The sequence below is a fragment of the Mesobacillus sp. genome (assembly GCF_049588175.1).
Taxonomy (GTDB): domain Bacteria; phylum Bacillota; class Bacilli; order Bacillales; family Cytobacillaceae; genus Mesobacillus.
The window spans coordinates 1-2,313 of record NZ_JBAVFI010000374.1 but is presented as its reverse complement, the minus strand read 5'-3'; the positions used below and the strand labels follow the sequence as shown (position 1 = coordinate 2,313).

The 2,313-nt window shown below is 43.6% G+C and carries 1 protein-coding gene and 1 pseudogene; both read left to right on the top strand.

The window, feature by feature from the left end; all coding sequences use genetic code 11:
- Positions 1–1,296, top strand: a pseudogene (locus WB217_RS09300) (hypothetical protein); the annotation flags it as partial.
- 63 nt (positions 1,297–1,359) lie between these two features.
- The coding region (locus WB217_RS09295; protein WP_423992775.1) for a YncE family protein at positions 1,360–2,313 on the top strand (954 nt) is incomplete at its 3' end.

Here is a 2,313-nt window from a genome sequence, read left to right as displayed (position 1 = left end):
GAAAATATCAGACTTGGCGTTAGTTCACCAGATGGCATGCAAGGAATGTTCCTTGTTGAAGGCATCTGGAACAAACTTAACTTCATTAAAAACGGACTATTTTACAATGGAAAAGAATTGACGTCGGCAGGAGTTGGCAGCCAGTATGATCCTTCTAAAGGACTCGTCTATCTCCCTCACAAAATCGAGGTTGAAGAAGACGGCAATGATATGATGCCGAACGCCAAGTCTATGAAACTCTCAGACAGCCGGAGTCTGCTTAATGACCAATGGCTTATGCTATGGCCGGCAGCTGAGTTTTATGGCATGACTGATCAGCGGCCAGAGAACAAAAACGTTGCGCCTTCGTTCAGGGCACTGTTTGACAACAATCCATACCCTTCAGCTCCAAAAGTAAATCTGGATAGCGATACAGCAAATGATGTTGCTTCAACTGATCCATATTCAGTCAACAAAGATGTACTTTTACACGTATTTAAAAACCTTGATGCCATGCACTTCAACAAAGATGAGGGAGCATTTGTGACTGAGCATGATGGTGCAAATCAGGGAAACTATGTTGATACGTTCCAGGCTGGGTACACAGTTGAATCATTGAGGATCTTCCAAAGGGCCATTGATGGATTGCCGGTTGGCTATGCAAGCGGAGATGCCGCAGAAGGGTTAAAAACAAAAGAAGGCGAACGTGCAAAAGAGATGATCAAGGCACAAGCTGACTTTATAATGAATGAATTGATCATGGAAAATGGTTTGGCTGCAAAGGGTTATACAATTGGATCAGGTGCTGATGAAGAGGTTTCATTACAGGCGCAGTTGGGAGCCATTCGTGGTTTGACGGCAGCTTACCTGGCGACGTTTGATGATAAGTACCGTGAAGCGGCACGAGGGATTTTTGTAGCAATGGATAAGAATCTCTGGGATCAAGAGCTTAAAGCCTATAAAACTGGTAATGACGAATTCAAATATGATGCTTATACCGCAGGCGGGGTAGCTGCTGTCTTCCGAGTTGCGATCAATAATTTAAGCAATAGTGATAGCGATCAGGAGCAGCCGGCGCCATTGGAAGACGAAGCGATTATTGAAAAGTACACCGACTTCTTTGACAGTGTCATTGATGGACCATCTCTTGAAGAAGGCATGCAGGCCAGCGAATTCTGGGATACAGGAGATTTCTATTTAAAAAAAGGCAAGCCAGGAAACACGGATAAGGATAATGTACCGCAAATTCAGGCAGGACATGGCAAATACGGAATTGCACCTGTTCTTCTGCCTGTTGAAATCACCAAGAAGCATTAAAGGATCAATTTGATCTGTTACACGTCACAATAACAAGAAATCATTCATAAAGAGGCGTTTCCAATGAAGAAGCTGATTCTTTTCCTTTTATTGACCATTACAACTGTATTTAGTGCGGGCTGCACGGAAAAGGCAGGCGTTGCTATGGAGTTTGGCAGCACCCGCGACTATGCGGTGAACAGCAACAACATTCTTATGAAAAAGGATGGCACTGCCGTCTATACAGCCAATATCGATATCAATACTGTCTCATTCATGGATCCTGAAAAGGGAAGGGTTTTAGCGGAAGTGAAGGTTGGGAAAGAGCCTAGGCAGATGACATTAAGTCCAGATGAAAAATATCTGTATGTCGCGTGTATGCTAGATAACAAGATTGATATTGTTTCCATCAAGGAAAAGAAGGTCGTCGACTCCATTCCTGCTGGCATTGAACCGTTTGGGGTCGTGACAAGCCAGGATGGCAGAACATTATACACTGCCAATTATCGTTCGGGAAGTGTTTCTGTTTTTGACCTAGAGAACAGGAAGAAGGTCAAGGAAATTGAAGTTGGCGACCGCCCGCGGACGCTTGCTATTACGGCAAATGGCGATAAGTTATATGTGCCTCACTATTTAAGTAGTGCGATATCTGTCATTGACACCTCGGAAAATAAGGTAGTAAAAGAGATTCAGCTGGCAGACTCACCTGACAAGAAGGATCAGAAAAAAAGCCAGGGAATTCCGAATACGCTTGAACAATTGGTCATCAGTCCTGATGGTAAAACAGCATGGGTTCCGCACTTGTTAACGAATGTTGATACACCGATTCATTTCGAGGAAACCATTTTCCCGGCAATCTCGGTCCTTGATCTTGAAAAAGATGAGGAAATCGTAGAAGAACGGAAAGAACTGTTCGATGAATTAAATGTATCTGATAACCAGAATAAGACGATGATTGTTTCCAATCCTTATGATGTTGTTTTTAAAGCGGATGGCAGCAAAGCATACGCGGTCATGTCCGGAAGCGAGGATTTGGTG